24 protein-coding genes and 1 pseudogene are annotated in these 26,948 nt (G+C 67.2%); 8 read left to right on the plus strand and 17 right to left on the minus strand.

The window, feature by feature from the left end:
- The first annotated feature begins 4 nt into the window (after positions 1-4).
- Positions 5-577, plus strand: coding sequence for a TetR/AcrR family transcriptional regulator (locus tag GBRO_RS23185; protein WP_012836277.1), 573 nt, complete (start codon positions 5-7; stop codon positions 575-577).
- Here GBRO_RS23185 and GBRO_RS23190 read toward each other — a convergent pair whose 3' ends face one another.
- The 4 genes from GBRO_RS23190 to GBRO_RS23205 form a co-directional block, all read right to left on the minus strand.
- Positions 578-1,993 carry a DUF7379 domain-containing protein gene (locus GBRO_RS23190; protein WP_012836278.1) on the minus strand — a complete coding sequence of 472 codons (1,416 nt, stop codon included), beginning with the start codon at positions 1,991-1,993 and terminating at the stop codon, positions 578-580. It abuts the gene before it with no gap.
- A gap of 75 nt (positions 1,994-2,068) precedes the next feature.
- Entirely contained in the window at positions 2,069-3,511 is a 1,443-nt protein-coding gene (locus tag GBRO_RS23195) for a cytochrome P450 (protein ID WP_012836279.1), read from the minus strand.
- A gap of 137 nt (positions 3,512-3,648) precedes the next feature.
- The gene (locus tag GBRO_RS23200) at positions 3,649-4,161 is read right to left on the minus strand and encodes a hypothetical protein (protein ID WP_012836280.1); all 513 of its coding nucleotides are present in this window, start codon (positions 4,159-4,161) and stop codon (positions 3,649-3,651) included.
- Between the two features lie 96 nt (positions 4,162-4,257).
- Positions 4,258-4,899, minus strand: a complete 642-nt coding sequence (locus tag GBRO_RS23205) for a TetR/AcrR family transcriptional regulator (protein WP_012836281.1) — start codon at positions 4,897-4,899, stop codon at positions 4,258-4,260.
- 48 nt (positions 4,900-4,947) lie between these two features.
- Here GBRO_RS23205 and GBRO_RS23210 point away from each other — a divergent pair, with 48 nt between their 5' ends.
- The 6 genes from GBRO_RS23210 (at position 4,948) to GBRO_RS23235 (ending at position 13,851) form a co-directional block, all read left to right on the plus strand.
- Positions 4,948-6,351, plus strand: coding sequence for an MFS transporter (locus GBRO_RS23210; protein ID WP_012836282.1), 1,404 nt, complete (start codon positions 4,948-4,950; stop codon positions 6,349-6,351).
- Between the two features lie 196 nt (positions 6,352-6,547).
- Positions 6,548-7,855, plus strand: a complete 1,308-nt coding sequence (locus GBRO_RS23215) for an SWIM zinc finger family protein (protein WP_012836283.1) — start codon at positions 6,548-6,550, stop codon at positions 7,853-7,855.
- Complete coding sequence (locus GBRO_RS23220; protein ID WP_012836284.1) at positions 7,852-9,318, plus strand: DUF5691 domain-containing protein; 1,467 nt, start codon at positions 7,852-7,854, stop codon at positions 9,316-9,318. The genes GBRO_RS23215 and GBRO_RS23220 overlap by 4 nt, the downstream gene beginning before the upstream one ends.
- Complete coding sequence (locus GBRO_RS23225; RefSeq protein ID WP_012836285.1) at positions 9,315-10,415, plus strand: ATP-binding protein; 1,101 nt, start codon at positions 9,315-9,317, stop codon at positions 10,413-10,415. The genes GBRO_RS23220 and GBRO_RS23225 overlap by 4 nt, the downstream gene beginning before the upstream one ends.
- On the plus strand, positions 10,412-12,679 hold the full coding sequence (locus GBRO_RS23230; RefSeq protein ID WP_012836286.1) for a DUF5682 family protein: 2,268 nt from the start codon (positions 10,412-10,414) through the stop codon (positions 12,677-12,679). Before GBRO_RS23225 ends, GBRO_RS23230 begins: the two co-directional genes overlap by 4 nt.
- Positions 12,676-13,851, plus strand: coding sequence for a VWA domain-containing protein (locus GBRO_RS23235; protein ID WP_012836287.1), 1,176 nt, complete (start codon positions 12,676-12,678; stop codon positions 13,849-13,851). The genes GBRO_RS23230 and GBRO_RS23235 overlap by 4 nt, the downstream gene beginning before the upstream one ends.
- 63 nt (positions 13,852-13,914) lie before the next feature.
- Here the strand turns inward: GBRO_RS23235 and GBRO_RS23240 are convergent, their stop codons facing one another.
- The 11 genes from GBRO_RS23240 to GBRO_RS23290 all read right to left on the minus strand — a co-directional run bounded on the left by GBRO_RS23240 (position 13,915) and on the right by GBRO_RS23290 (position 23,113).
- Positions 13,915-14,487 carry a hypothetical protein gene (locus tag GBRO_RS23240; protein WP_147290680.1) on the minus strand — a complete coding sequence of 191 codons (573 nt, stop codon included), beginning with the start codon at positions 14,485-14,487 and terminating at the stop codon, positions 13,915-13,917.
- Entirely contained in the window at positions 14,487-14,768 is a 282-nt protein-coding gene (locus GBRO_RS23245) for a hypothetical protein (protein ID WP_147290681.1), read from the minus strand. Before GBRO_RS23245 ends, GBRO_RS23240 begins: the two co-directional genes overlap by 1 nt.
- On the minus strand, positions 14,735-15,403 hold the full coding sequence (locus GBRO_RS23250) for a glycosyltransferase family 39 protein (protein WP_041920063.1): 669 nt from the start codon (positions 15,401-15,403) through the stop codon (positions 14,735-14,737). The genes GBRO_RS23245 and GBRO_RS23250 overlap by 34 nt, the downstream gene beginning before the upstream one ends.
- Positions 15,404-15,564: 161 nt before the next feature.
- Positions 15,565-16,668, minus strand: coding sequence for an MSMEG_0565 family glycosyltransferase (locus tag GBRO_RS23255; RefSeq protein ID WP_012836288.1), 1,104 nt, complete (start codon positions 16,666-16,668; stop codon positions 15,565-15,567).
- 3 nt (positions 16,669-16,671) lie between these two features.
- Entirely contained in the window at positions 16,672-17,526 is an 855-nt protein-coding gene (locus tag GBRO_RS23260; protein WP_012836289.1) for a carbon-nitrogen hydrolase family protein, read from the minus strand.
- Positions 17,527-17,556: 30 nt separating this feature from the next.
- Positions 17,557-19,002 (minus strand): MSMEG_0567/sll0787 family protein, encoded by a 1,446-nt coding sequence (locus GBRO_RS23265; RefSeq protein WP_012836290.1) that lies wholly within the window; start codon positions 19,000-19,002, stop codon positions 17,557-17,559.
- 4 nt (positions 19,003-19,006) lie between these two features.
- Complete coding sequence (locus GBRO_RS23270) at positions 19,007-20,062, minus strand: MSMEG_0568 family radical SAM protein (RefSeq protein WP_012836291.1); 1,056 nt, start codon at positions 20,060-20,062, stop codon at positions 19,007-19,009.
- Positions 20,059-21,366, minus strand: coding sequence for an MSMEG_0569 family flavin-dependent oxidoreductase (locus tag GBRO_RS23275; RefSeq protein ID WP_012836292.1), 1,308 nt, complete (start codon positions 21,364-21,366; stop codon positions 20,059-20,061). The genes GBRO_RS23270 and GBRO_RS23275 overlap by 4 nt, the downstream gene beginning before the upstream one ends.
- Positions 21,363-21,683 (minus strand): MSMEG_0570 family nitrogen starvation response protein, encoded by a 321-nt coding sequence (locus GBRO_RS23280; RefSeq protein WP_012836293.1) that lies wholly within the window; start codon positions 21,681-21,683, stop codon positions 21,363-21,365. The genes GBRO_RS23275 and GBRO_RS23280 overlap by 4 nt, the downstream gene beginning before the upstream one ends.
- Positions 21,676-22,575: a carbon-nitrogen hydrolase family protein gene (locus GBRO_RS23285; protein ID WP_012836294.1), complete on the minus strand. Its 900-nt coding sequence runs from the start codon at positions 22,573-22,575 to the stop codon at positions 21,676-21,678. Before GBRO_RS23285 ends, GBRO_RS23280 begins: the two co-directional genes overlap by 8 nt.
- A gap of 13 nt (positions 22,576-22,588) precedes the next feature.
- Positions 22,589-23,113, minus strand: a complete 525-nt coding sequence (locus tag GBRO_RS23290) for an MSMEG_0572/Sll0783 family nitrogen starvation response protein (protein ID WP_012836295.1) — start codon at positions 23,111-23,113, stop codon at positions 22,589-22,591.
- Between the two features lie 55 nt (positions 23,114-23,168).
- Between GBRO_RS23290 and GBRO_RS23295 the strand changes: the two genes are divergently transcribed.
- Positions 23,169-24,242 (plus strand): IS630 family transposase, encoded by a 1,074-nt coding sequence (locus GBRO_RS23295; protein ID WP_012832538.1) that lies wholly within the window; start codon positions 23,169-23,171, stop codon positions 24,240-24,242.
- Positions 24,243-24,614: 372 nt separating this feature from the next.
- On the opposite strand, the pseudogene GBRO_RS27265 reads toward GBRO_RS23295, so the two are convergent.
- Both GBRO_RS27265 and GBRO_RS23305 read right to left on the minus strand, forming a co-directional pair.
- Positions 24,615-25,014 (minus strand): annotated as a pseudogene (locus tag GBRO_RS27265) (IS1634 family transposase); the annotation flags it as partial.
- Positions 25,015-25,447: 433 nt separating this feature from the next.
- A complete protein-coding gene (locus tag GBRO_RS23305; protein ID WP_012836297.1) occupies positions 25,448-26,842 on the minus strand; it encodes an IS1380 family transposase in 1,395 nt (464 codons plus the stop codon).
- Between the last annotated feature and the right edge of the window lie 106 nt (positions 26,843-26,948).

Consider the following 26,948-nt stretch of genomic DNA (forward strand, 5'->3'; position numbering starts at 1 on the left):
ATCCGTGGCTACCGAAACCTCGTATCACCACGGCGACCTGCCGTCGGCACTGGTGCAGGCGGCCATCGAACTGCTCGAGGAGAACGGGCGCGCCGAGCTGTCGCTACGCGCGGCGGCACGCCGGGCCGGGGTGTCCACCGCGGCTCCGTATCGGCACTTCCCCGACCGCACGGCACTGCTGTCCGCAGTGGCCGCCGTCGGCTACACAGACCTCGCCCGGGATCTGGCGGCCGCCTGTCCTGAGCCACAGACCGTCGACGATCTGGCCACCATCGCGTACGCCTACGTAGAATTCGCTCTGCGGCGACCCGGCCTGTTCCGGGTGATGTTCGCCGAGGGCTGCGATCCGACGAGCCCGGATCGGGTGGCGGCGGTCGCCGCGATCCACGACTACCTCGGCAGCATCGTCGCCCGCGTATTGCCGAGCGACACACCCGAACCGTTGGCGCTGGCGTCGTGGGCCCTCGTCCACGGTCTGGCGTTCCTGCATCTCGACGGCAAACTCGACAGCAGTGACGATGCCACCGTCGAGGCCACTGTTCGTAACGCAGTTCTCGCCACCCTCATCCGCCGCTGACTACTCGTCGTCAAACCGCTGCGCGATCCAGTCGGTGATCTTGGGGTGGGTGAAGTAGGCGAGATGGTCGACGCCAAGGCTTTTCGGTAGCAGCAACACGTCCTCGCCCGGCAACGGATTGTCGTTGATACGGGACATCGACGTCACCGCGACGGCGAGATCGTTGGCGACGGTGAGGATCTCGTCTGCCCCGAAGTCCGCGGCGGCGAGCACCAGACCCTTCCAACCGGCCGGCTGCGGTTCGGCGTCCTGCGGTTCGAAATCACTTGCCACGGCGAGATAGCGTGCCGTGAGGTCGGTGTCGGGCCGGTTCAGGGCGTGCAGATACTCACTGTCGGGGTCCATGGCCGCGAGGCCGGGAATCTTGGTGGTTCCCTCGCCGACAACGGCTTTCACGAGTTCGGCGAGTAGTCGCAACGGCTCGGGCAGAGTGAGGCCGAACTCGGCCGCATAGGCGGCGACGAGGTTGGTCATCAGGTTGATGAATCTCTCCCAATTGTGGGCCTCGGCCATACCGGTGCCCGCGTTTGGTCCGCCCGCCATCGCGACGTTTCGGACGGTGATCGGGTCGGTGGACGTCAGAACGTGCTCGGCGAGACTCCGGGTGACCAGGCTTCCGCGGCTGTGGGCGATCACGTCGACGACGAGCGGTCCGCTCGACGCCGCGAGCAATGCCTTGTTGAGTTCCTGCGCATTGGTTGTCGGGTCGACGCTCAGCGTCCGATGGTCGTATCCCAGCACCGCATCGTATTTCTCGTGTGCGGCAGCGAGGAAGGCCTGCCCCCAATCCGTGGTGGGGAGCTGCTTGAAGCTGAACCCGGTGGTCGCGAAGATTCCGTGGACAAGCAGGAGCAGCGTCGCCGGCCGACCCGCGTGGCTGGGTGTGATGGTCCCGGTGAATCGAGGCCAGTCCTCACCCGTGGCCGGCACCGTCACCAGGCCGGGATGGATGAAACCCTCCTGGATGACCATCGCGCCGTGCACCAACTTGTCGGCAATGAAGCGGATCACGTTGACCCGCACAGACGTCCAGCCACGTTCGAGCACACCCGCGGTGTGTGGTGCACCGGGTAGCCGCGCGCCGGCGATCTCGAAGGTCATCGACGCGGCATCCGGGTCATGCTGTCCGGACACCCACCGCAGGACTCCCTGGTCGTCGGTCACCAGCAGGACGGCACCCTGATCAGCGGCCACCTCCACGCGAACCCGCGGATCGGCGACGGCAGCGGCCCGAACCGTCGTGCCACCACGGTCCACCGTGCGCAGGCCGACGGTCTCGAGGATCTCCCACTCACCCGCGCCACCGAGTGCGGTGGCGAAGTCTTCGGCCGGGGCCCTCAACGACTCGTCGGCAACCACGTCGTCGGCAACCACATGGTCCGGCAGGTCAAGGGTGACGGGTTGATTCGGCTGCATCGCCATCCTCCGTTCGCGGCCCCCGCTCCACCATGGCACACCGCAGGGCACCGGGACGACGCATTCGGTGGTTGGTCAGCGGATGGCGGTGGCGCGCACCAGGCCACCCTCACGCGGGATCATGGTCACATTGCGATGGCGCGGGCGTTCGGCGGGTTGTTCGGCCGGAGCCAGATCGACCCGCCGCAAGATCTCGGTGACCACGATCTCCAGTTCGGACATCGCCAGGGTCGCACCGAGGCAGCGACGGTTGCCGCCGCCGAAGGGCATGAGTGTGTGCGGGGCGGGCCGCACCCCGAGGAAGCGTTGCGGCTCGAAGGCGAAGGGGCGCTCGTAGAGGTCGTCGCGGTGATGCAGGAGCAGGATGCTGACCGCTGCGATGGTGCCCTCGTTCACCCGGTGGGCACCGAACTGCCAGGCCTGCTTCAGTTCTCGCACCACCAGCGGCACCACCGGCCGAGAGCGCATCGATTCGTTGAGGAGAGCGTCGAGGTAGTCGTCCTCGTCGGCCGCGGCGGCATCACGCGCATCGTGATATGCCGATGGTGTCCGGGTGAGGCGCTCGAAGGTCCAGGCCACAGTGTTCGCGGTGGTCTCGTGCCCGGCGAGTACCAGAGTCATCAGCTCGTCGCGAATCTCCCCGTCGGACAACGGATGACCGTCTTCGTCGACGGCCGCCAGCAACAGCGCAGCGATGTCGTCGCGTTGCGTCGCGGCAAATTCGGCGCGACGCTCGGCCAGCACGGCGGCGATCGCCTTGTCGACCGGCCGCAGCACCACCTTGGTGATGCCCACGGGTTCTTCACTGAAGCTGTTGGTCAGCTGGGCGATGGTGGCGACGGGGTGGGTGGACAACTTCAGGAGCCGCGTCATCGATGTCCGCAGGGCCGCTTCGGCATTCGTGGTCGGCCCGCCGTCCGGGAGTCCGAACACCGCTGCCATGATGACGTCGAGAGTGATCTGCTGTGCCAGATCGACCAGCCGGATCTGTTCTCCGACGGGCCAGGTGTCGATCCGGGTGGCGGTGGCGTTCTCGATGCTGGAGCGATACGCGACAACCGATCGCCCGTGGAACCGGGGCATGAGCAGAGTGCGCTGCCGCCGGTGACGTGGACCGGTCGAGGTGAGCACCGAGTTCGGTCCGAGGATCGGCCGCAGCGGGGACTGTTTGGTCGCCGACGGCGCGATCGCCGGGTCGGCGGTCATGATCGACTTGATGTGTGCCGGATTACACAGCACCGCAAGCAGTTCCGGTCCGCCCGGGAATGAGTAGCTCAGTACGTCACCGTGTTCGGCGGCGTCGGCGAAGAGGACGTCACCCTGCCGCAGCGCGAACTGCAGCGACGTCCGCAGCGTTCGTGGGCGCAGCCGGGCGGGGGATGCGGAGACGATCTGGGTCGGGACCGGGCCGGCGGTGTCGTCGGCTCCGACGATCCCCGACGCCGCGTCGTCGGGCCGGGTGTGCCACCGCGCCGGCGACGTGCGTATGTGCGGCGACAACAGATTCAACGCGGTCACGACGTCACCATCCCCTGACTCTCCGGATCACCCACACGGCCTCCACGATAAGCCGATTTGCGGCTGCGGTCATCGCCCATGAGACGGATGCGCCGCACCGACTGTAGGCGGAGGCGGTTCCACTCGTGGGTGGAGGATCACAGCTTCCCGAAGGCCACCCCGCGGTAGGTCCATCCGTTGCCGGTGACCACCTGTGTGATGGGCTCCTTGAGTTCCTTGGTGGCGAACCGATAGTTGTATACCTGGCCGTAGTCGAGCTGCTCGGTGAACGCGTATGCGGTGCCGAACTCGACCCCGACCTTCTGGCCGCGAAATCCCGATGCCGCGACGGACAATTCGGGCACCCCGGCACGCCATCGCACTTCCCATTCCCGGTCCACCGCCCGCACCTCGTGCGCCTCGGGGTCCAGACGCATCAGAATCTGGAACGTTTTGCTCAGACCGGCTTTCGCGAAGATCTCATACCAGCGGGCGTCGACGATGCGCCATTCCGCTATCAGGTCGACGCCCTGATCGGCGGCGTCACGGATCACGAAGGGCGCGGTCTCGCGGTTGACTGCCAGCAGGGCCGCCCGCACCTCGGCGGCGCTGCGCGGCTCGATGTCACCCGTGGGTCGTTTGGTTCCGGTGAAGATGTCGAACAATCCCATGCCCGCGCTCCTGTCTCGGTGGTGGTTGATCCAGTGTCACCGTGGCAGCGCGTTCTTGTGGCCGGCTTGGAGCGGACTTGCGCCTCCGACCGCGCATCAACGTTCCGAGATGCCCGCCATCGCCAGCACTCCTTCGATCTGCGCCTGCACCGCCTCGCGCAGGTCGAAGGCGCGCGAGAGGTTGGGCCACGACCCGAGCAGGCCCGCGACCCGGGGAAGGCCGATCAGGTCGTCGGGGGTCAACCGCTCATGCCACGACGTCTCGCCGGGTTTTCGTCGCGCCAGGGTTTCCTGCCAGCCGAGTTCGGACTGGACCAGGTACCAGCAAGCCCGCCACAAGTCCAGTGAGCGTTGGTCGTCGAGGCCGAGTTCGCTTGTGGCGTCGAGGAATTGCTCGGCGAGGGTGAGAGCCGGTACGCCGACGTTGGTCCCGGTCGTGAGGATGGACACCACCCAGGGCAGTTCGCCGAGCCGCTCGTACATGTCCATCACGATCCCGGCCATGCGCTGGGTAGGGGTGCCGGTCGGCGGGGTCCACGGGATGCTCGCGGCAACGTCGGACAGCGCCATCGACAACAGCGCCGACTTGTTGGGCACGTAGTGGTAGAGCGTCATCGGTTTGGTGTCGAGGTCGGCAGCCAGCCGGCGCATGCTGAGGCCGTCGGGGCCGTCGGTCGCCAGAATCCGAATCGCGGCGTCGACGATCGTCTGGCGATCCAGGGACGGCGTCGGCGGCATTGTCGTACGCGTACGACATCCCTGGCCGGCTGCTCTTTCGGAGGTCCCATGGTTCTCACCTCATCGCGACCCACCCGGGCGGTCTCGCTGTTCGTGGCGGTCTTCGTGTTGCAGTTCCTCGTCGCAGTCGACATGTCACTGGTCAACATCGCGTTGCCGGCCATGGCCGACGATCTCGGCTTCACGGCGACCGGACTGCAATGGGTGGTCAACGCCTACCTGCTGTGCTTCGCCGGATTCATGCTCCTCGGCGGCCGGCGGGGCGACTGGTTCGGACGACGCCGGGTGATCGTGGTGGGGCTGATCGTGTTCGCGGCGGCGAGCGTCGTCGGCGGTCTCGCCGCCGTCCCGTGGGTCCTGGTCGCCGCCCGTGCGGTGCAGGGCGTCGCGGCCGCCCTCCTCGCACCCGCCGCATTGGCCCTGGTCACCATCTCCGACGACACTCGACGCAAGAAGGCAATGGGACTCTGGGCGGCTGCCGGTGCCGCGGGAGGCGCCGTGGGCGTGGTCGCCAGCGGCCTGCTCACCCAATGGTGGGATTGGCGCGCGGTGATGTTCGTGAACGTGCCGATCATCGTCGTCGGCCTGGCCGCGACATGGCGTGGCGTGGCCGGGCACGACGAGCATGATCGAAGCCGGCTCGACGTTCTCGGCGGAGTGCTGATCACCGCATCGGTCACCGCGCTGGTCTTCGCGGTGACCTCCACCGACATCCACGGATGGACGTCGGCGCGCACGCTGATCGCCCTGGCCGCGGCAACGGTTCTGTGTGCCTGGTTCGTGCCTACCGAGCGCAGGGCCCCGCACCCACTGATGCCGCCCCGGTTGCCCGCCCCCCGAAGTATTCTGGGCGCCAACGTCTTCGGGTTCATGCTCGCTGCCGGACAACTGGCCGCGTTCTACTTCTGCTCGTTGTACGTGCAGACCGTCTGGGATGTGGAGCCGGCGATCGCCGGGGTGCTGTTCCTGCCGTTCTGCGGCTTCGTGGTCGTGGGTATCGCGGTGTCCGGGAAGCTCGTGGCGCGCTTCGGCCCGCGCAACACCATCGCCGGCCTCGGTGTGCTCGGCGCCCTCGGTCTGGCCGTATTCGCCCGCATGCCAGCCGATTTCGACTTCTGGCTCGGTATCCTCCTGCCGTCGGCCATCACCGCGACCGGCATCGGCGGTTCGATGGTGCTTCTCGGCGTGGCCGGGACCGCCGGAGTCGACGCCCGCGATGCCGGCGCGGCGTCGGGCGTGCTCAACAGTTCACGCCAGCTCGGCGGCACATTCGGGCTCGCCGTACTCGTCACCATCGCCGCGCACGCCACGTTGCCGCGCGACGGCTACCAACTCGGACTGGCCGTCGGAGCCGTGTTCCTGCTCGTGGGAAGTGTTGCGGCGTGGCTCATCCTGCCGCGGTCGACGGAGGATGCCGACGTTGCCGAGGCTGTCACGACGGCCGGGATCTGACGGTATGACTCACTCATACCCTCAATTGTTTGATAAGTGAGGGCATGATGTCGCCATGCCCTCGGATCCGCGTGCAACCTCACACGGTGGGGAGCGGGTCACCGGGCTACAACGGAATCGCATGTGGCACGCAGTCGAGGTGACCGAGATTTGGTGTGTCTGGCCAATGTCCGAGGCGTGTGATTGATTGGTCGCCATGGGGGAGCGATGGACGGTCGACCAGGTGCTGATGCTGGCGCCCGACGCCGCGTCGGTCCGGGCCGGTCAGAAACTCGCCACCCCGACGCCGTGGACAGCCACCGGCCACCGTCTGGGCGCGGTGTGGGGTCTGTGCGCGGGCAGCGGCAGAACTCCCTACCGGACCGTCGTCGATCTCACGGCGCCCGCGTACAAATGCTCCTGCCCGTCCCGCAAGTTTCCGTGCAAGCATGCGATCGGCCTGCTCCTGCTGTGGAGTGAGGGTTCGGTCCCGGAGGCAACCGAACCACCCGACGACGCCGCGGAGTGGCTCGCCGGCCGCGCAGCGCGAACGGTCACACCCAAGGCGTCGGCACCGCCGAAGGACCCGGCGCAGGCAGCAAAAACCGCTGCTCAGCGCGCCGACCGGGTGCGCGCGGGCGTCGAGGAACTGCAGCTGTGGCTCACCGATCAGGTGGCCAACGGCCTCGCCGGCGCCGAGGCCGACGCGTACCGCCGATTCGACACCGTCGCCGCACGGCTCGTCGACGCCCAGGCGCCCGGTCTCGCGCGCCGCGTCCGGCGTCTGCCGGAGCTGATCGTGACCGGTGACGGTGCCGACTGGCCGGACCGCCTTCTGGCGGAGTTCGGGCGGCTGTGGTCGTTGACCGTCGCCCACCAGCGTCTCGATCAACTCCCGGAACCTCTGCAGCACACGGTGCGACGCCACGTCGGCTATCAGACGTCGCGCGCCGATGTCCTGGCGACACCGGGGGTCACCGACACCTGGGCGTTTGTCGGGTCGCGCACCACCGAGGAAGACCGCCTGCAGGCACGACGTACCTACGTCTTCGGCGTCGAATCCGGGCGGTTCGGCCTGATCCTCGACTACGCTCCCACCGGCGCAGTGCTGCCCACCTACCCGGTGATCGGGTCGGCGCTGCGGACCGCCATGCACTTTTATCCCGGAAACCCCGACTTGCGGTGCCTGCCCGACGAGCAACCCGCCACCTTGGTCGAGGTGCCATCACTGCCGTTCGCGACTGTTGCCGACGCGCGGCGCCGGTTGGCCGACGCGGTCGCTACCGATCCCTGGCTGTCGGTTCACCCGGTTCTGATCGGTGGATGGCTCGCGCGGACCGCCACGGGCAGGGCTGCCCTGGTCGACGACGCGGGGGCGGCGGTCGAACTCCTCGATGTCGACGCGCGCTGGGCGATGCTCCTCGCCCTCAGTGGTGGGCAGCGCATCGGCGTCGTCGGCGACTTCGGCGTACACGGGCTCGATCCGTTCGCCATCCAGCTCGACGGGCAGGTGGTGGGCCTGTGAGTACCTGGGAAGAGGTGGTGTCCGCGGCGCTGGTCGGAGCACGTACCCGCGCCGTGGACGCAGAGAACCTGGATGCGGTTGTCGCCCAGCATGTCACGAGAGTTGTCGATACCGACCCGTCGATCCGGGTCCTGCAGATCGCCGCCCTCACCGCGGTGGCCACGCAGGCCAGCGGACCCGTCCCCGACCTCACGGCACAACCGCTGCCACCGGTTCCCGCCGACCCACGGCCCCTGATGTCCGAACTCGCGTCCGCGCACGTCGGCCGAGCATTCACCCTGTCACCCGCGGTAGCCAACTGGTGTGTGGACCTGTTGTCGCACAGCCGATTCCGTCCACCGATGCGGCTACTTCCGGACCTGTTGCGCCGGACCGCTCACAATGTGGCGATCCGGCCGAAGATCGAGCGGATCGCCGGACCGGCCGGGTACTGGCTGGCCGAATATGCACCGGACCTCGGAGCCGTCCTGCCGCGGGAGGAGGTGGGGACCACTACCCGAGAGGATCCCACGGTCTGGACCCACGGGGCGTTATCGGAACGGACCGCGTACCTGCGCGCCCTCCGCGGACGTGACCCCATCGCCGGTGCCGAACTGCTCGCCGCAGGTTGGGCGTCGGAAAGCGGACCCGACCGCGAAGCCCTCCTCGACACGCTGACGCAGGGCGCGTCCGTCGCCGACGAGGATTTCCTTGAACGAGCGCTCGATGACCGACGCGGCGCGGTACGGGCCACCGCGGCGCGCATACTCGACATCATTCCCGAATCCGGTTTGCAACAACGCCTTTTCGCGGCCGCCTCGCCGCACCTCGAGATGCGTGGACGCCTGCGCAAGAAGCTACATGTCACGCTGCCGGCCGAACCCGACGACGATCTGCGACGCGACGGCATCACCGTGAAACCACCGAGGGGGACCGGGCTGCGGGTGTGGGTCCTCGCGCAACTGCTGTCGCGCATCCCACCCAGCCGCTGGGAAGCCCAGTTGGGCGCCGACCCCACCACCATCGTCGACGCCATCGGCCCCGAGGACGGTGTCGTGGTCGAGAGTCTGTGCCGCGCAGCAGTTCTCCACCGCGATCAGCGGTGGGCCGACGCCCTGGTCGGACATCGGGAGGCCCTCCCCGATGTTGCGCGGGCAGCGTCGACCGCCCGGCTGGTGTCTGTCTACCCCGACCTGCCGGCGGAGAAGCTGCCGGCGTTGCTCGCGCTCATTGACGCGCCGTGGCCTGAGCCGATTGCCCGGCATACCTTTGCTGCCGTTGCCCGGTTGCTGCGCGAGAACACCTATTCCGCCCCGGCGGCCGCGCGACTTCTCGACGCGCTCGCCGTCGGCCTGCCCGCTACCGACCGGTGGCAGGAGGCCGTCGCCCAGCTGTCAGCCACCGCCGTCACCGGGCACGCCCAGCTGGCCGTGGTCAGCGAGGCCCTCCGCGTCCGATCCGTCCTCACCAAGGAGTTGCAGTGACCGAGAACCACCAGACCGACGATCTACTGCGACCGCACGCCGAACAGCTGTATGCCGATGAGCTCGCCGCGCTGCGCGCGCAGGATCACGCCACCCGGCCGACGAACTGGATGCTCTCTCCGTCGGCCGTCGTCACCTATCTCCTCGGCGGTGAACTCGACGACGGAACCACCATCTCGCCCAAGTACATCGGGCCGCGGCGCCTCATGGAGGTGGCGGTCGCGACACTCGCCACCGACCGCGCACTGCTCCTGCTGGGAGTACCCGGCACGGCGAAAACGTGGGTGTCGGAGCACCTGTCCGCCGCGATCAGCGGGACGTCCACGCTGCTCGTGCAGGGCACCGCGGGCACACCGGAGGAGGCCATCCGATACGGCTGGAACTATGCCCGCCTCATCGCCGAGGGACCGAGCCGGGAGGCGCTCGTGCCGTCGCCCATCATGACGGCCATGGAGCAGGGCAAGATAGCCCGGCTCGAGGAGCTGACCCGCATCCCGTCCGACGTTCAGGATGCGCTGATCACGGTGCTCAGCGAAAAGACCCTGCCCGTACCCGAACTCGGGATCGAGGTGCAGGCCGCCAAGGGGTTCAGCGTGATCGCGACCGCCAACGACCGGGACCGCGGCGTCAACGAGCTGTCGTCGGCGTTGCGACGGCGCTTCAACACCGTCGTCCTTCCGCTGCCGGCGACCGCCGACGAGGAGGTGGCGATCGTGACCCAACGCGTCGCGGCGCTCGGTAAAAGCCTCGAACTTCCCGACCTGCCGTCGGCCACCGAGGAGATCCGGCGCGTCGTCACCGTGTTCCGCGAAATGCGTTCCGGCGTCACCGAAGACGGACGGGCCAAGGTGAAGCAACCCAGCGGAACCCTGTCCACCGCCGAAGCGATCTCGGTGATCACGCATGGTCTGGCGATGTCGGTGCACTTCGGCGACGGGGTACTACGACCGAGTGACGTGGCAGCCGGCATCCACGGCGCCGTGATCAAGGACCCCGCCGCAGACACCGCGATCTGGACCGAATACCTCGAAGGCGTCATCCGCGAACGTGCGGACTGGGCGGACTTCTACCGCGCCGCCCGTGGCGCACTACGATGACCTCGACCGTCGAAATACCGGCACCGCAGACACTTCCAACAGGGGTCTATGTGCTCGGCATCCGCCACCACGGGCCCGGGTCGGCGCGCGGGGTCATCGCCGAACTCGATCGCATCCGTCCCGACGCCGTGCTCATCGAAGGTCCCGCAGACGCATCCGACCTCATCGCGACGGTGGCCGACCCCGATCTGTCCCCACCCGTGGCGTTGCTCGCCTACGCCGCCGACGATCCGGGTGTCGCGGCCTTCTGGCCGTTCGCCGAGTTCTCACCGGAGTGGCAGGCGATGCGGTGGGCGGTCGCCGCGTCGGTGCCCGTCCAGTTCTGCGATCTGCCGTCGACGATGACCTTGGCGCACCGGTCAACGCCCACGCCGGCACCCGACGACCCTCCACGCGGTGACGATTCGGCACACACCGTCCGCGGCGACCCGATTGCGCTGCTCGCAGCCGCCGCCGGATACGACGATCCGGAGCGCTGGTGGGACGACATTGTCGAAACCCGCGGCGAGGGAGCCGGATTCGAGGCGATCACCGAAGCCATGGCAGCACTGCGTGCCGACGCCCCGGATGCCGCGGGATCGTCGTCGGAGGTCGAGCACGACGCGCGCCGGGAAGCACATATGCGTCAGGTGCTCCGCAGAACCTTGAAACTCCCCGGTGTCGAGCGGGTGGTGGTGGTCTGCGGTGCCTGGCATGCGCCGGCGCTCAGTGGCAAGCTCCCGCCGGCGAGCACGGATACCGCGATCCTGCGGGGCACACCGAAGCTCCGCACCCGGCTGGCCTGGGTGCCGTGGACCCACTCGCGCCTCGCGTCGGCCTCCGGTTACGGCGCGGGCGTGATCTCGCCGGGCTGGTTTCACCATCTGTTCACCACCGAATCCGACATCATCGTCCGGTGGCTGATTCACGAGGCCATGCTGTTGCGCGCCAAGGACATCGACATCTCGTCGGCGCACATCATCGAGGCCGCCCGGCTCGCCGAAACCCTGGCCACACTGCGGCGGCGGCCGCTCGCCGGGCTCGCCGAGATCAACGAGGCGACGCTGGCAGTGATGTGTCAGGGCGATTCGGCCCTGGCCGACATGATGTACCGCGAGGCGGTCATCGGCGAACGCCTCGGCGCGGTACCCGAGGACGCACCCGTGGTGCCGTTGCAGGCCGATCTGACCGCCGCGGCGCGTTCGGCACGACTTAAGATGGTGCCGACGATCAAAGAGATCGACGTCGACCTGCGCAAGCCGGTTGATCGTTCCAAATCGCTGGTGCTGCACCGGATGAGAGTGCTGGGGATCGAGTGGGGCACGCCACGCGAGACCGCCGGAACCGGAACCTTCAAAGAGGGCTGGACCCTGGTGTGGCGACCCGAGTTCGTCGTCGATGTCGTGATGGCTTCGGTGTGGGGCACCACGCTGCTCGCCGCGGCGAGCGCCAAGGTCATCGACCGGGCCACCGCCGGGTCGTCGTTGGCTGACGTCACCGGCGCGCTGGAGGACGCATTGCTCGCCGACCTTCGCGACGCCCTACCGCTGGTGCTGCACTTACTTGCCGACCGTGCCGCGATCGACCACGACGTGGCGGCCCTGATGTCGGCGCTGCCCGCGTTGGGGCGTGCCCGACGCTACGGGGACGTGCGCGGTACCGATGTCGGTGCGCTGGGCGACGTCGCGTCGACGCTGCTGATCCGGGTGTGCAGCGGGTTACCGTCGGCGGTCACCAATCTCAATGACGATGCCGCGGCCGATCTCACGAAACGCCTCAACGCGGTGCATGCCACGATCGCCCTGCTCACCGACAATGACCAGGCGCGCTGGATCGCGGTGCTGCACACCATCGCCGGACGCTCCGACGTCAACGGTCTACTCGTCGGACGCGCCACCCGGCTGCTGCTCGACGGAGGTGAGATCGATGGTGGCCAGGCCGCGGTCCGGCTCGGCCGCGCACTGTCCGCCGGCGCCAGCCCGACGGCGAAAGCCCAATGGATCGAGGGGTTCTTGGGTGACGGCGGGTTGTTGTTGATCCACGATCGTGACCTCCTCGCGATCCTCGACGACTGGCTGGTGGGACTCCCGGAGCGGGATTTCACCGATGTGCTGCCGTTGGTGCGCCGCACTTTCGGAACCTTCGACGCGTCGATCCGGCGCAACATCGGCAGCCGCGTCGCCGGGCTGGATCAGCCGTCGAAACGTTCTGCCACAACCGTATTCGACGCCGAGCTGGCCGCACCGGCGGTCGCCGTCGTCGCCGGCATTTTGGGGTTGCCATGACAGACGAGCCAGAGCGCATGCGGCGCTGGCGCCTGATTCTCGGCGACGCGGCTGCCGAGGAGTTGCCCGCGCTCGGCGGCGACGACTTCGACATGGACGGCGCGCTCGGCGCCCTGTACAACAGCTCCGGCGACCGGCGAGGCGGGCTCGGCAAGTCGGCGCCGTCGGTGGCCAGGTGGCTCGGTGACATCCGAAAGTTTTTTCCGGCCACGGTCGTTCAGGTGATGCAGACCGACGCCATCGAGCGTCTCAATCTGCACGCGTTGCTCGCCGAGCCGGAGCTGATCGAGCACGTCGAGCCGAACATCGACATGGTCACCACGTTGATGGCGCTCGGTAGGGCGATCCCGGAGAAGTCGAAGGCGTCGGCGCGTGCGCTGGTGCGGACCGTCGTCGACGAGGTCGAGCGGCGCATCGCCGAACGCACCCGCAGCGCAGTGGGTGCCGCGCTCGACCGGGCCGCGCGGACCACCCGCCCGCGACTGCATGACATCGACTGGAGCACCACCATCGCTCGCAACCTGCGCCACTATCTGCCCGAGCAGCGCACCATCGTGCCCGAGCGGCTCGTCGGCTACGGCCGACGGTCCCAGGTGGTCAGCAAAGACATCGTCCTGGCCATCGACCAGTCCGGTTCGATGGCCAATTCCATTGTGTACGCGTCGATCTTCGGGTCGGTCATCGCGACGATGCGCTCGGTCCGTACTTCCTTGGTGGTCTTCGACACCGAGGTGGTGGACCTCACCGACAAGCTCGACGATCCCGTCGACGTCCTCTTCGGCACCACCCTCGGCGGCGGCACCGACATCAACCGGGCAATCGCCTACTGCCAGGAACTGATCACGCGGCCCAACGACAGCATCTTCGTCCTGATCTCGGATCTCTACGAGGGTGGCATCCGCGACGAGATGCTCAAGCGGATCATCGCCATGCGCGACAGTGGTGTCGCCGTCATCGTGCTGCTCGCGCTGTCCGACGAGGGAGCACCCGCCTTCGACCGCGAGATCGCCGGCGCTCTGGGAGCTCTCGGCGTTCCGGCCTTCGCGTGCACCCCCGACGCCTTCCCCGACCTGCTCGCCGTCGCGATCAGCCGCGGCGACATAGTGGGGTGGGCGGACGCGAACGAGCTTGCGCAGCGGGGGATGTCGGAGGATGTGCCCGACGTTCTCTGAAGTGCGAGGAGCGTTGCTTTCTCGGGATCTCGCGTCGTCGAACTTCCCCTACCCGGCCAAACGTCATCCCAGGTGCCGAAGCTCCGCCCACAAGCCCGTCGGGTCGTGCGGACGTTCACAGAGTGCGACAGGAACGCCTTGCTCCTCGTTGTCGACACCGAGCCCGTTGTCGAGGGTGGTGAGGACCACGCACGACGCGAAAAGGTGCGCAACCCGGTCGAATTGGTCTCCGACGATGAGCACCGCGTCGGTATTGTCCGGGAGCCGGCGCTGGTCATAGAGGGCGTTGTGACCCGAGTACGGGGCCGGCAGGCCATACGCCGGGCCGTAACGGGCCAGCGCTCCGGCCTCCCCATAGTTGGAGGCCAGGATCGGCGGCCGCGGTGTGGGTAGGTCGTCGTAGATCCGCGCGATCTGTGCCACATACTGGGTCCAGCCGATCTGGTCGGCAACCATCGGTCCGGCTTGCACCACCGGCGTGCGGCCGACCACGGATACCGGGATGACAGGTAGCGCCAGCACCATCGACACCACCGCATTCACGGCTATGACGCTGAGCAACAGTCGCTTTCGCCATTGATGGCCAGCGATCCAGGCGGCGACGGGTACGCATCCGGCCGCGTACATCACCGACATCAGGTGCACCGGATAGTGCGGTTGAGCACCACCGACGAAGGTGAAACCCAGCAGCACGACGAAGCCGACGACCAGCCGCCGTCGATGTTGCGCCGGTCGGCGCGCAGCAGCCAGACGACGCCGGTGCCCCACACCGCCACCAGCGGCGGCCCCAGCATCACGAGCAGCATCAGCGCGAAGCCGCTGCGCACCGACGCCGCGTTGCTCGCCCCGAGTGCCGAACCCATCTCGAGCTGCGGCCACCCGTTCATCGCTCGGTAGAGCAGGTTCGGCAAACCCACGATACCGCGACGACTCCCCAGAGGTAGGGCCACGGTGTCCGGAACGCACGCCGCGGACCCAGCAGGAGCAGCCCGAAGATCAGACCGGCGACCACGATCACCACCAACCACCGGTTGTAGGTGGTGATGCCCGCGATCAGACCAGCGGCCGCCCACCAGCGGTTGCTCCCCTGCACGGCGACGAGCAGGGCGTAGACCACCAGCAGGAGCAGGAGCAGATCGATCGTCGAGGTGAACAGGACGTGCCCGAGCATCAGTGGCATCATCGCGGTGGCGTAACCCCAGGCGGACAGGCTCTGGGCGGTTCGATTGCCACCGAGCCGCCAGGTGATCATCGCCAGAACGACCACCGACAGCGCCGACGCGAGTGTCGCGGGTATCCGCATCGCCCATTCCGCGTCGGCCAGGTGCACGGTCATCCGCGCGATCGCGGGAGTCAGCGGGGGCTGGTCGACGTAGCCCCAGGCCGGGTGGAGCATCCGATAGTAGAGCTCGTCGCGGTGATAGTCGTAGCCGACTGAACTCACGCTCAGCACGACGGCCTGGGCGGCCGCAGCGGCCCACACCGGGCCTCGGGCGAACTGTTCGATCGTCATGTGCGAGCCGTCATCGGTGTCGACGAGATCCGGCACCATCCGACGGTGGCACCCGCGGTCCGCATGATCGGCACGAGGTGTTCCTATCGCAGCCGGACGTGTGCTCGTTCCTCGAACCTACCCGGAGGACGGTTCGTGCACGCGCGAATATGCGGTGTCGGCCCAACCGGGTGTCCGGCCGATGATGTCGCCGGACGCCGTCAGCGTGACCCCGGGTAGGGGTGGTCGGCGTAGAAGTCGAGGTGGGCCTGTGCTGCCGAATCCCAGGTGAGGCTGCGCGCCAATGCATCGCCGCGACGACGGCACCGGTCGTCGGGGATTCGGGCGGCGAGTATGGCGGCCGCCAACCCGGCGGGATCGTCGGCGTAGGTGACGGTGTCACCGAAGACTTCGCGCAGGATCGGCAGTTCGCGGGCCACCACGGGGCGTCCGGCCGCGAGTGCTTCCATCGCGGCGAGACCAAATCCCTCCTTGGTGGAGGGGAATGCGAAGACGTCACACCCGGCGACCAGCGACGGCAGATCGTCGTCGGCGACGGGCCCGAGCACAATGGGGTCGATGCCGAGCTCGGTGCGTCGCCGGTCGAATTCGGCGCGGTAGTCGCGATAGTCGAACAGGGTCTCCCCGCCGGCGAAGACCAGTGCCAGATCCGGTGCCTCGGCGCGCAGTAGCGCGTACGCCTCCAGCAGATCGATGCTGCCTTTGCGGGGTTCGATCCCACCGATGGCCAGGACGTAGTGGCCGAGTTCGCGGCGCCACCGTCGACGGGCTGCCATGGCAGGCTCGGTGTCGTCGGCCGCGTTCGCGAAGCGGCGATGGTCGACGCCGTTGGGGATGACCGCCGGCGACAGGTTCCAGCCGGCGGCGACCTCGTCGGCCACCCCACGGGACACACAGATACGTGCGTACGGGTTGACGACGGCCTTCTCGTGGCATTCCTGCAGGATCGGCGTGGTGAACTGATCGAGGTGATGGATGGTTCGGATACATGTGCCGACGGCGTTGGCGCTGATGCAGTCCTGGGCGTGGACGATGTCGTACTCGGTCGGATCGAAGGCAGCGCGCAGGGTGTCGATCGACCGTACGATTCGGGCGGTGATGGTCTCGTCCGGTATGTCTGCGAACGGCACAAGACGTTGGCGGACAGACGGTTCGACCACACGGAAGAATCCCTCGTCCCCACCCCGCGCGAGACTCCAGACGGTCACCTCGGCTCCCGCGCGGGCCAGTGCTTCGGCGAGGTTGAGGGTGTGCACGACCCCACCGCGGGGCTTGGTCGAGTAGGTGAGCAACGCGATCCGCATGAATCACCCTCCCCCGACCGGCTTTTGGACGATCCGGTGGTAGGTGTCCGGTCGCAGTTCGTTCAGGTGATCGAGAACCCTACGCGCCCGGTCTATGTCGGAGTCGACGTCGACGCGCGCCAGGGCGAGACCGCCCTTGGATCGGGTGGTAGCCAGGACGTCGCCGCCGGGGCCGACGACCTTGGCCTGCCCGAGGAACCGCAGCGACCCGGTGACGCCGGTGAGGTTCGACGACACGACGAACACCTGGTTCTCGGCGGCCCGTGCGCAGTCGTAGAGGTCGAACAGACGGGACTGCCGATCGGCGGGAAGCCGTGCGGCACGGTCGGTCACGCTGGCCGGCCAGGCCGAGAGAGTCGCTATGATGCGGGCACCGTCGAGTGCCAGGGTGCGTGCGGATTCCGGGAAGGTCTTGTCGTAGTCGATGAGCATGCCGATCCGCCCGACGGGCGTGTCGAACGCCTGGAACGAGTCGCCGGCGGCATACGCCTCCGACTCCCCCGCCGGTTGGTGCACCTTGCGGTGAGTGCCGAGAATGCCGTCGCCGCACAGGCATACCGCGGTGTTGTACCGCACTCCGGCGTCGGCTTCGGTGTAGCCGATGCACACGGTCATGGCTCCGGCGGCCGCGGCGATCGCGGCGAGTTCCGGACCGTCGGGATCGAGGGTGGGTGGCAACTCGGCGGGGTCTGGATGACGGAGGTCGCCGATGTACCCGCCGATCGAGGCATCCGGGAACACGAGGAGATCTACACCGTCGCGGGTGGCGGCTTCGACGATCCCGACGGCTTTGGCGACGCCGCGTTCCACGTCTCGTCCGAAATGCGCTGCGAGAGCGCCCAGAGTGACCGTGGTCATGTCATCGCACTCTACTCAGCGTCGGCTCGGTCATGCGGCTCCCAGACCCGTCACGGTGGAGCCGACCGCCACGGTGACCTCGCCGTCGGGCCAGCGCAGCCGCACGCCGGGTGACGAGGTCAGCCGTCCACACGCTCGTGCGGTGGTGGGAGCGGGAGTGTGCTCGATGGACCGACGGTCGGCCATGAGCATCGCGTAGCCGGGGAAGCAGGTCAACCACTCCCCCATGCGCGCCGCGTCCGGCCGCGGGACGGCCGCCACGTCGAGTTCGGCACCCGTTCCGGAGGCCTCGGCCAGCATGCCGAGCGTGCCCGCGATCCCGGCCATGCTGACGTCCTTGGCGGCCGCCGGTCGCACCTCGGCCGGTAGCCGGGCCATCCGCGCCAGTTCGTCGGCGGATCGTGCGCTGGTGCTGTCCCATTGGCGCCCTTGGTAACCCGGCCGCCACGAGCCGCCGAGGTCGGTGATGAGGGAGAGGGTGTCCCCGACGCGCCCGCCACCGCCGGGGATCGGACGTTCGGTCTGGCCGAGTGCGGTCACCGACAGCGACGCGTGGACACCCACCTGGGTGTGCCCACCGAGCACCGGGGTGCGCCAGGCCTGTGCGGCCGCGGCGATCCCACGGACGACGCGGGTCAGGTGGGATCGAGTCGGCGCGCCGACGGCGTCGAGCAGGCCGAGTGGTCGGGCCCCCATGGCGGTCAGATCGTTGATGTTGACCAGTACCGAGCACCAGCCGGCCCATTCGGGATCCCGCTCGACCATCGCCGGGAGGATCGCGTCGCAGGCGGCGATCACGTCGGAATCGGGTACCGGTGCACCGTCGTCGCCGCGGAACCCGTTGCCGCCCAGTCCTCCTGATTGCGACCACAGCGGCGAGAGAATCTCGGCCAGCATCGCTTTGGTGGAGTCCGCCGCCCGCTGGATCGTTCCGATGGGCCATTGCATCCGACGATGATCACGGCCCCGGATCGTCGGACCATCACCGCGGTCGAGCCAGCCGAGGGACCGGAACATCGGTGCGTAGCGGTCCTGGACGGTCGCGTCGAAGCGTAGGACGCCGTGGGTTTCGGCGTACGCGCACGCGGCCCGTACCAGGGCGGCTCCGATCCCGGCGGCGTGTGCCGGGTCGGCGACGACGAGCCTGCTGCCCGACCACCAGCCGATGTCGTCGGTGGTGCCCGGGGCGAGCCGCACACCGCCGATCACCTCACCATCGGGAGTCGCGGCGACAAGGACGACGGTCCGTGGGTCGTCGTCGGTGTCGTCGTGGTCGCTGTGATCGAAGAGTTGTTGGCGCTCGACGAATTCCACGTGCCGCAGCGCGCGATAGGCGTCGGACGATTGTCGGTCGTCGGCCACTCGAATCAGGAATGGGTGTGGTGGCGAACAGGTTCGGACGCCGGCGAGGATGGACAGATCGGTCTTCGGCCCGTCGATCCTTCGGGCGGGCGTGGTGGCGTTGCCGTCGAGCATCGGCTCAGCCTCCCACGTTCGGCAGGACGCTGCAGGCCCCGCACGCAGCACAGCCCGCACGTTGATCCGAGCCGGTCATGCCGATGAGTTGCAGATGGGCGGCAACTTCTCGGCTGACCTTCTCGACGTCGGCCGGTGCCGGCGCACGTGCGTGATCGACATCGACGGCCAGCGTGCCGGCGTGCGGGCGGAACGGAACGATGAACGGATAGACGCCCATGTCCGCGAGTTCCTTTGCGCCCGCGATCATGTCGTCGATGTTCTCGCCGAGCCCGACGAGCAGGTAGGTCGATACCTGATTGCGGCCGAAGACGCGGACCGCCTCGGCCCACGCTGCGCGGTACTCGTCGAGTGACACCGACGACTTGCCCGGCATCCAGTGGCGACGCACATTGTCGTCGAGTGATTCGACGTGGATGCCGATGGCATCGGCGCCGGCCTCGCGCAGATCCGTGATCGTGGAGAGGTCAGCAGGTGGCTCACATTGGACCTGGATCGGCAGATCCGGTACGGCCGCCTTGACCGCGCGGACACATCGGGCGAGATGCTTTGCCCCACGATCCTTTCCGGCCGAGGTTCCGGTGGTCATCACCATCTGGGTGACGCCGTCGAGGTCGACGGCGGCGCGTGCCACCGCGGCGAGATCGGCGGGCTTCTTCACCGCGACCGTGGAGCCGCTGCGCAGCGATTCCTCGATGGAGCAGAAGCGGCAGCGCTGATCCTCCGAGTACCGGATGCAGGTCTGCACCACCGTTGTCGCGAGCACATTGGCGCCGTGCAGCCGAGCGATCTTCTCGAAAGGAGTTCCGTCGTCGGTGGTGAGGTCGTAGAAGCGCGGGCGGCCGATGGATTCCACCTGCACCCCGGTGTCGACGCCGTCATAGAGGACGCGGTCACCGTCGAACTCGAAGGGACTGAGCGGGTTTCGCGGAATCGCAGCATTGAGCCCGTCGATCAGCAGGTGGCCGTCGTCGGTGGGGCCCGCCCCGCCGGTGCGGTTCACCGGTGGCGTTCCGCGGATGCCGAGGAGGGCAAGATCGACTCGGGTGGACACGGTCACGAGGGCGCTCCGTTCACTGCTGCGGCACTCACGCCTGCGGCGACGCTGCGCCGAGAGCCACCCAGGGAGGCGACGACGTGGTCGGCGACGTGCCGGGCGTCGCGGTCGATACCGAGGAACCGGCCCGATCCCCAGGTGTGCATCCACGGCAGGCCGATGAAGCTGAGGCCGGGAACCTGCGTGATCCCGCGGGTCTGCATGGGACGCCCGGCACCGTCGAACGCGCTGGCTTCGATCCACCGGTAGTCCGGCCGAAAGCCGATGGCCCACACGATACTTGTGATGCCGGCGGCGGCGAGGTCGAGTTCGGTCGGATCGGTGTCGGGCGCCCAGACCGGTTGGTAACGGGTTGCGGGCGGGGCGTCGATCCCGTTGGCGTCGATGTAGCGGTCGATGTCGGCGCAGATGGAGTTGTAGACGGCGTCGGCCTTGTCCAGGGCAGCGGTCAGAGTGGGCGCAAAGCGCAGCGTCGAGTCCTTGCCGTCTTCGAGGGCCCCGTAGAGTCGCATGCCCTCGGTGGCGAACCGGCGGAGGTCGATGTCGCGCCCGCCATCACGGCCGGTGACATAGTGGTTCGTCTTCTCCTGTGCCGCTTTGCCTCCCGGATACTGCTGGGTCGGGGTGTCGTAGAGTCCCATGTCGGCGAGCCAGGTCATGCTGTCACGGCCGCGGTAGAACCGCGCGACGCGGGGTGCGTTCCCGATGGCCAGGTGGACGTCGCGGCCGGCGAGGTGCAGGTCTTCGGCGATCTGAGTGCCGGATTGGCCGGAGCCCACCACGAGTACCGCGCCGTCGGGGAGTTGGTCGGCGTTGAAGTACTGCTCGGAATGGATCTGGGTGACGCTCGGGTCCAGTGTTCCGGCGTAGGGCGGAATGACCGGCAGCGGGTAGCCGCCGGTGGCGACGACGACCTGTTCGCAGGTCACCGATTCGATCCCGTCGGGACCGTTGAGCGTCAGCTCGAATCCGTGGGCGCCGGTCTCGGTCAGACGGGTCACCGTGGTGTGTTCACGGACCGGTGGGGTGAAGGTGGCCAGCCACCCCTGAAGCCAGGTGACGACCTCGTCGCGGGTCATGAAGCCGTCGGGGTCCGGACCGTCGTAGACGTAGCCGGGCAGGCGGCAATGCCAGTTGGGGGTGACGAGAGTGAAGTTGTCCCAACGGGAGTCGGCCCAGGCGTGGGTCGGGGTCTTGGACTCGACGAGCAGGTGGTCGACTCCGGCACGGCCGAGGTACCAGCTGACCGAGAGTCCGGCCTGGCCGGCGCCGACGATGACGACGGGATGGTGGGCGGTTGCGCTCATGATGTCTCCAGAGCGGTTGGTGTCGAGGCGGGTAGTGGTGGATGCATTGCGATGACGGCGACGGTGCCATCGGGGTCGTACTGTGCTGCGTTGCAGACGATGTCGTCGGCCGTTGCGGCCGCCGAGGTGCACGCGAATCCGAACTTCGTCCGGACTCGTTCGCCGGCTTCGTCGAGGGCGGCTGTCGCGCGGGAGCAGAAGTCCGCGACGGTGTAGGAGTTGCCGACGGTGAGGTGATCGTGCATGACCAGACTGGGTGAATAGCATTGCTGCACAGCGCCGTCGGGCCAGCGCACGGTGAAGGTCATCTCAGGCATGAGCGAGGTCCCGCCAGCCTGCGGTGCCCGTGGCGTCGAGTTCGGTGAGCACCCCGTAGGCGTCGGGCCGCCGGTCGCGGAGGTGGAACATCCCGCCCCGCATCGCGGTGAAGGTTCCTGCGATGTCGACGTCGGCGACGGCCATTCCCTCGCCGAGGAGCGTCGAATCCAGCACGTTGCCACCAGGATCGACGATCTTGGCGTTGCCGACATAGCGCAGCGATCCAAAGGTGCCGGACTGATTGGACGCAATCCAGAAGACCTGGTTGTCCAGCGCCCGCGCCGAGTCGAACAGGTTGAACCGGTATGTCCAGCGGTCGTCCTGCAGGTTCTCGGCGGTCGCCGTGCGGGCGGCCGGCCAGGCCGACAGGCTGGCGATGATCTCCGCGCCCTTCAGTGCCATCACCCGCGCGGCTTCGGGAAACGCTTTGTCGTAACAGATTTGGAGGCCGACGCGGCCGACCGGCGTCTCGAAGACGCCGTAGTCGGAGCCCGACGAGTACGACATGTTCTCCCCCAACGGCTGATGCACCTTGCGGTAGCTGCCGTAGATCCGGGTGCCGTCGAGGACGGCGGCCGCGTTGTATCGCGTCTCCCCGTCGTCGGCGAGTTCGCAGAAGCCGATGGCGATCACCAGGTCACCGATGATCGATTGCACGCGTGCGATTTCCGGGCCGTCGAGCCGGATGGCCGGCGGCAGCGACCGCGTGGTGTTCTTCACGGTGTCGCCGTGATTGCCGAGCGAGGACAGGTAGCCGCCGATCGCCGCCTCAGGAAAGACGAGGAACTCTACGCCGCGGTCGCGGGCCCGCGCGACGTACTCGGCGATGGTCTGGTAGTTCTGTTCGAGATCGCGGGTGAAGTTGGCCGCGACGGATGCGATGGTGGTCATGTCGGTGAGCCGTTCACACCATGTAGGTGGAGTTGATGATCGCGCCCTTGCGGGCGTAGTGGATGATGGCGTCCTGCACGTCGAGCGGATGCGCGGGGATGACGCCCTCGATCAGGTCCTCTTCCCGTCCGCCGTGCAGCGCCAGCCCGAATCGGCAGCAGAAGACGGTGCCGCCCTCGGATATGAAGGTCTCGAGCGAGTCGTTGATGTTCTGCTCCCCGGGGAACCCGGAATCACCCGTCTTCGGGAACCCTCGTGTGGCAAGGCAATTAATGGCGCCGGGCCCGTAGAAGTAGATGGCCGACTCGAATCCCTTGCGCAGCGCGCGGGTCGCCTGCAGCACCGCCACGAACGACACCGACGACTCATGCGCGATGCCGTGGACGAGGGTGAAGTAGGTTTCGCCGTCTTCGGCCTGGTAGTCGGGGAAGATCTTGGTCCCGCCGTAGATGTTGGACCCCTTCGGCAGCGAGGGGTGCGGGATCTCACCGAGCGACTTGGCGATGTTCTTGGTGATGGTGTCGTCGAACGAGGGCACGGGGTCTCCTAGTGGTCCGGGGGATAAAATAGTTTACGTTTGATAGTATGTGGGAATGGTGAATCGTGCTGCGGCTCCGCTGTTGTTGGTTGATGGGGATCGGGCACGGTTGGAGGGGTTGGTGCGGGCTTCGACGACGCCGGCCGGTCTGACGCGGCGGGCTCGGATGTGTTTGATGTCAGCCGATGGAACAGCGAAGGCCGACATTGCCGCGGTGGTGGGGGTGTCACGGCCGACGGTCGACAAGTGGCTGCAGCGCTACCGGGTTGGTGGGGTGGAGGCGTTGGTCGATGAGCAGCGCTCGGGGCGCCCGACCGAGATTGACGAGTCCAAGATCATCGCCGCCACCTTGCAGCGGCCACCGAAATCTCTGGGAGTCACCCACTGGTCGGCCCGCTTGTTGGCGCCGCGGGTCGGGGTCGATCACACCACGGTCTCGCGGGTGTGGCGCAAGTACAAGGTCACCCCCTGGCGCAGCGAGACGTTCAAGTTCTCCAACGACCCCGACCTCGACGCCAAGGTGGTCGATGTTGTTGGCCTGTATATGAATCCGCCGGAGAATGCGATCGTGCTCAGCATCGATGAGAAAAGCCAGATCCAGGCTCTCGACCGCACTCAACCGACGTTGCCGATGGCGCCGGGGCACTGCGAGCAACGCACGCATGATTACATTCGTCACGGCACCACGACCTTGTTCGCCGCACTAAACATCGCCACCGGCGAGGTCACCACCCAATGCAAACCGCGTCACCGCCATCAAGAGTTCCTCGCGTTCCTCAAACACGTCGCGAAAACCTATCCCGACCACCACCTGCACCTGGTCATGGACAACTACGGCACCCACAAGAAAGCCGAGGTAAAGGACTGGCTCGCCCAGAACCCCCGGATCACAGTGCATTTCACACCGACTTCCGGATCCTGGATGAACATGATCGAGGCCTGGTTCGCCATCATCGAACGCCAAGCGATCCACCGCGGCACCTTCACCAGCGTTCCCGACCTCGTCGCCGCCATCCGCCGATTCGTCACCAGCTGGAACACCCGCTGCGAACCATTTGTGTGGACCAAACCCGCGAATGAAATACTCGACAAAATCAAACGTAAACGAATTTCAAACACGGGCCACTAGAATGTCTACGACGGGTCGGTTCCGTCGATGCATAGATGCTTGGGCGAGGCGACGCTGCCTCAGAGGGGTGGAGCAGATCCGCTTGCGGATCGGGTGAGTAGCCCTGCTGGGCTACGACATTCAGTTGACTCCCGGAGTATTTCGCGGTGGTTACCGACGGAATAATTGCGGAGCGGCTCGGGTTAACACGGCGGTCCGAGGCGGTTCTCCAGTGGGTCCGGTGGAGCAGGCAAGAGTTCCCCCGCTGAGAACCAGTCGACGGCGGCGGGCGATGCCGGGTCGAATCGCCGAGGGCCACGAGAGCGAGAGCGAGCGTATGAACTACATCGACCACCAGGACCGCAACCTGCAGACCGAGCTTCATTACCTGACTTAGCTCAAATTAGTGTCCAACGTCTGGGGCGAGTTCGCGGAGGGCCTGGGCCAGCCGTCGGGGAGCGGGTCTGCGGCGGTGATCGTCTAGCCGGCGGCTTGGATCACGATGGTGCGATATCGGCGTGCGGTGGTGACGAACTTCTTGATCGACCATCCGGGCTTCGACGATCCGGGTGATCGCGAGTGCGGCGAACACGATCGTCAGGTGCGCGCGGATGGATCCCTCGAGACGGTGGAAGATCGGGCGTCCGGCCAGGTCAGATTTCGACATGCGGAAACTCTTCTCGATCCGCCACAGCTAATGATACGAGCCGATCACGAAATCTGCTGTCGCAGGCTCGCTATTCGTCGCGTACGCCTTCCACCCCGCGAGGGTCTTGGCCTTCTCGGCCAGTGCGGAGGTGCGCTCTTTGATACGCGGGGGCCATCCCAATCGAGTCACCAACGCGATCGATACCAGCTGACCCGGACAATAGTCCCACCACACGCTGGGAACCTACTCCTTCCGCGGCCGAGGGGTAAGACCTAGAAATCGCACAGCTACTCGACGGACATGACAGCGGAGAGCCCGGTGCTGGCCTCTGCCGCACCCAACTCCCGTGCATCTGTAGAGGAAGCAAACTAGGTGAGAAAACCCAGGAGCGAATGCAAACTAGCCTCAATCTTTCGTGAGGTGGCGGTCCCTTGTTGAGTGGCCCGGATGAGTGGTCTGAGGACTGAATTCCGGGTGTGGACCGTGGCGTGTTGCCCGAGGCGTCGGTGGGCGTCGGGGTTCACGGTCCCGAGGTGAAGCATCCTTTCTGGATCGATGATCGGATCGGGCCTGGTGGTCAGGCCGGCGCGGGAAGCGCTGCGAGTCTGGCTATTCCGTCGAGCAGGAGGTCGACGTGGGGTGCGTGGGCAGCGAGTTTCAACCGGGTTCGCCGCGCGTGGCGGGTGATCTTGGCGGCGATCGCGAACAGGCGATGGCGCAGTCGTTTGGGTGCCCACCGGCGGGCGGGGTGATCGGTGAACGCGAGCATCTGGGTCCAGGCGATCAAGTCGCAGGCGAGCATCACGATGGCACACCAGATGCGGTTGGCGTCGAATCCGTGCAACGGAAGGTTCGTCAGGCCACAGTCTTTGGCCGTGCGGATACGATCTTCGCAGCGTGCCCGACGCCGGTGACGTAGCTCGAGTGTGGCGAGTTGACCACGGCTGGTGTTGGTGGCAAATGCGGTGAGCCGCAACCCATCGTGGTCGGTGAACCGTAACTGCGCACCGGGATGCGGGCGCTCCTTGCGGACGATCACCCGCATCCCGGCAGGCCAGCCCGCCAGGTCGATCAGCCCGGTCAACTCGGCCACCCATGCCCCGTCGCGTTGCACGCCGTCAGCGTCGTAGGCCGGCGTCCACGCCTCGGGGCTGATGCGGTCGATAGCGGCCGCGGTCGTCTCGGTCAGTCCGAACCCCACCGAGTAGGCCAGGCGCCGGCGGGTGAGGTAGTCGAGGAAGTCGTGGGTGCCGCCGGCTGAGTCGGTACGCACCAGCACCGACTTACCGACCCGATACCCGTGCACCTGCGGTAGCTGCTCGAGTGCGGCGGCGGTGACCGCGATGTGATCGGCAGCTGTGTTTGCACCAGCATTACCCGGTCGCAACTCGATCGCCAGGGGTTCGCCGGTGCCCTCGCTGCCGTGATCGACAAACGCGCACAACGGGTGAAACCCGAACCCCCGCTTGTAGGTTGGTGCCGCATCCTCTTTCTCTGAATGCGCAGTGACCAAGGTGGCGTCGAGGTCGAGGATCATCGGATCATCGACGTCGACGTCATGATCGGGAGCAGCGGTACCGGCTGCCGACCAGCACGCTGCCCGCGCGCCAGCGCGGGCAGTCGTGATCGCCGACAGTGCCGCCGGCGCATCATCAGCCAACGTCGAGATCAGTCGTGACACCGTGGGGTCAGAGGCGACCTGACCGAACACCGCCGGGTCGGCGCGCAACTGGTTGATGTCAGCCAAACAGTCGCCACCGATCACGACGGCCACGGCCAGATCAGCGATGATCTTGCCCGGGTCATGGGTCGCAAGGGGTTTACGCCACGGCACCAACGCTTCGGACAATCGGCTGGTCAGACCCGTTTTCTCCGCGGCCCGCAGGACCACCGTGGCGCCGGCGTGCGACACCACCCCGGTTCCGGTGCCATCTGCAGACAGCATGGGGTAGGGCGACGTAGACTTACTCACCTGAATGGTGCTCCTCGATCTGGTCCGATTGATACCTTCGCAAGTTCAATCATCCCAGGTCAGGGCACCATTCTTCATTCACGACACGAAAAAGCGTGAAAGCCCG

This window comes from Gordonia bronchialis DSM 43247, from assembly GCF_000024785.1.
Lineage (GTDB): Bacteria > Actinomycetota > Actinomycetes > Mycobacteriales > Mycobacteriaceae > Gordonia > Gordonia bronchialis.